Origin of the sequence: Archangium sp., from assembly GCF_036388035.1 — a bacterium.
Lineage (GTDB): Bacteria > Myxococcota > Myxococcia > Myxococcales > Myxococcaceae > Archangium.
The window spans coordinates 1-3094 of sequence record NZ_DASVSO010000701.1; the positions used below are offsets into that span (position 1 = coordinate 1).

Below are 3094 nucleotides of genomic sequence, written 5' to 3' on the forward strand. Positions count from 1 at the left end.
CCTCCGACCGAGCGCGGTGAGGCCTGCCTCAGACGGCGGAATAAATCCCGCCGCTGGAACGGCGGAAGCCCGCTAAAGCGGGCTGCACACAGCCTTTCAGTGCGCTCCAAACGCAACCGGAGCGCGCCGGAATCGCCCGCACCGCCACGAGCGGAGCGAGCACCGCTGTAGCGCGACAGCCGCCGACGAGCTTGGTGCTCGCCTTGGGTCCCCTCGCCCACGCTGTTTGTGGGAGAGGGACGCGAGGTCACGAGCGGGGTGAGGGCCCCTCCCAAGCTTGCGTGACGCTGCCGCGCTCGGGCCACCGACCATTCCTCGGCTAGATCCTTCGGGTCTGCGTAGTTACGCGCAGCCTGCAACGACGGCGTGGCCGACCCTCAGGATGACAAATTAGGGGTGACGGTGATGAAAACAGGGGACAACCCGCGACCTCCGCAGGCTGTCCCCTGTCCCCTGTCCCCTATCCCCTTCAGTTCCTGCTGTTCCTAATCCCTAATCCCTAGAGCGGTTCTCCGTTGGATCGTCAGGGGAGGTTCAGGGTATTGCGGTGCTTTGGTTTAGAACTCCGCACCTGATCAGAACCATGGCCGCGCCGTATTCCCTGGACTTGCGTGAGCGCGTCCTCCGGGCTGTTGATGAGAGCCCGCTGACGATCGAGGAGATCGCCGTTCAGTTCCACGTCTCCGAGCGCGCCCTCTACCGATGGCTGGCGCTGCGGAAGCAGACGGGCAGCATTGCCCCCAAGCCGCACGCCGGAGGGAGAAGACCCGGCGTGGATGAGGCCGGCGGCAAGCTGCTGAGCCAATGGGTCGAGGAACAGAACGACCGCACGCTGGCCGAGTACATCGAACTCTACGAGCAGAAGCGCTCGGTGCGCCTGAGCCGCTCCGCGATGCACCGGGCACTGGTACGTCTGGATCTGCCCCGGAAGAAAAAACGCTCCGCGCTCGGGAGCAGGACCGCGCGGATGTGAAGCAGGCGCGCAAGGAATACCGGGAGCACACCCGCACGCTCGATGTGCGTGATCTGGTCTTCCTCGACGAGAGTGGCATCGACACCCGCATGGTGCGCCGCTACGGACGAGCCCCCGGAGGGGCACGCGCCCACGGCTCGGCGCCCTTCGGCACCTATCAGCGGCTCACCGTGCTGGGTGCCCTCTCATTGGAGGGGCTGCTTGCCCCGATGACGACGCAGGCCGCCACGGACACGGACGTCTTCCTCGCCTACCTGGACCAGGTGCTGATCCCCGAGCTGGTGAAGAAGAAGCCGGGTGCCCTCGTGATCATGGACAACCTCAAGCCGCACAAAGTGGCCGACGTTCGGACGAAGTTGGAGGCGGCGGGGCTGAAGCTGCTCTACCTGCCGCCCTACTCTCCCGACTTCTCGCCGATCGAACCCGCCTGGAGCAAGATCAAGACGTATCTTCGCAAGGTGGCCGCGCGGACCCTGGAAGCACTCGAGGAAGCTCTCCTGCCAGCACTCGATGCAATCACCCCGCAAGATGCCGCGGGCTTCTTTGCGCACTGCGGATACATGCTACCTGCACACTAGATCGGGAACCGCTCTAGACTCTCCATACCCAGCCTCGGCTTCGTCAGGTAAGGCGAGGTCCGCCTCGACCATCTCGTCGGTGATGTAACTAAAATCCGTTACGCCACTGCCACTCAGACCGGCTTCCGTCATCTGCCTAACTTCGTTCGCCGTCAGTCGAGTTCCATCCATGACAACCTCCACTTGGCTGGCGCAGCTCCAGGGGTGAATATCCCAAGGAACCGTGCGGTGAATTTCCGAACGACGGACCATAGCTCGGCCTCCGGGAAAGGGCCAGGTTCCCCCCAAATCCGACGGCTCGCGAAGCCCATGGCACCGGAGAACCTCGCCCGGTGAGGGATCGGCATGTTCGAGTAAGTCACGGGCGAGGAGGAGACCCTCCGGTTGCGCTTTGCGCCCTCGGGGCTTGAAGAACGATCACACATCGATTGTAGTTGCGCATATCTATTTCCTGATCATCGGCCCAAACAGTGCGAGTGGAAGACCGGCTCGCACGGCGGCAACTACGATGTCGCCCTCGTTGGGGCATTGGAGCTTTTGCATGATCGACCTGATAGTTGCCTCGACAGCACCGCAGTGTGCTCCAAGCGTGTCCACGATCCTGCCCTTCGGCCATCCCTGGACCAAGCACCGAAACACTTCCACCTCAAGGCTGGTGAACCGCTCACTCCCGAACTCCTCGCCTAACGGAACGTCGGGCGCGGGCACGTGTGGATCGAAGGTGCGTTCTCGTACTTCGAGTCCACTGACGTCAATGAAGCAGCCGGTCAAGCCGATGATCTTCCCGAGTCGGTCACGAAGAGGCTTTTCCGTGACGAGGATGTCGGCGACGCGATCCACCATGATCTCCTTCTCCTTCACCCACACTCTGGTGCCGGCCGCACCAGACATCACCTGCCAATCGCCCTCACGAAACAGGTTGACTAGCGATCGCCAGGGCATGTCTTCGTCTTTTTTGCCAAGCATCGCGTGGGGAGAGTCGAATCCCGCGGCGCGGGCGTAATTCTCGTTCACGTTGATATAGCGGTACGCGCGGTCCTTTTCCCATGCGTATACTTCGGGAGCGGGCAGCATTCCGATCAGCCCCCACGGTCCTGGCGGCCTGGCGATGTGTGTATCTCCGGCGCTGATCGCAATTCCACTCAGGATGGCCGTGATGCTGTTCTCAGCGGATCTTTCCTGGGTAGGCGTTGGCGGTCTCGACCCACGCCACGCACTCGGACTCACTTGGATTAGCTGGGTTCGCGGCCACTGGTTGTGTATCAGGTCGGGTATGTAGCGCGGGCCGTGTTGCTCGGCGGAGATCAGGATCGGTGCAATCCCCTTGCGGTGCTCCAGCCACCAGCGAAGCTCGTGATAGAACCAATCTGGATGTCCTTCCCCGAAGTCGTGCATCGCACCAGGCGTGCACACGACGAGTAGAGCATGGGCACGCTCGAGTTCTGCCGCGTGCAGGCTTCGCCAGTCACACACACCCGGGCTGGATCGATCGAGGAACGGCGACACGACCGCTGTTACGGTCAGCGTCGGACGAGCTAGAACT

At 62.6% G+C, this 3094-nt stretch carries 3 protein-coding genes; 2 read left to right on the forward strand and 1 reads right to left on the reverse strand.

The window, feature by feature from the left end:
- Window positions 1-583 precede the first annotated feature (583 nt).
- Both VF697_RS28910 and VF697_RS28915 read left to right on the forward strand, forming a co-directional pair.
- On the forward strand, window positions 584-973 hold the full coding sequence (locus VF697_RS28910) for an IS630 transposase-related protein (RefSeq protein ID WP_331099967.1): 390 nt from the start codon (window positions 584-586) through the stop codon (window positions 971-973).
- Window positions 970-1551 (forward strand): IS630 family transposase, encoded by a 582-nt coding sequence (locus tag VF697_RS28915; protein ID WP_331099968.1) that lies wholly within the window; start codon window positions 970-972, stop codon window positions 1549-1551. The genes VF697_RS28910 and VF697_RS28915 overlap by 4 nt, the downstream gene beginning before the upstream one ends.
- A 444-nt stretch (window positions 1552-1995) precedes the next feature.
- Here the strand turns inward: VF697_RS28915 and VF697_RS28920 are convergent.
- On the reverse strand, window positions 1996-3094 hold a 1099-nt coding region (locus VF697_RS28920; protein ID WP_331099969.1), incomplete at its 5' end, for a helix-turn-helix transcriptional regulator.

What these genes read in the sequence shown, in the direction of transcription:
- VF697_RS28910 (WP_331099967.1), top strand. Translation starts at nt 584, where the DNA reads ATGGCCGCGCCGTATTCCCTGGACTTGCGTGAGCGCGTCCTCCGGGCT.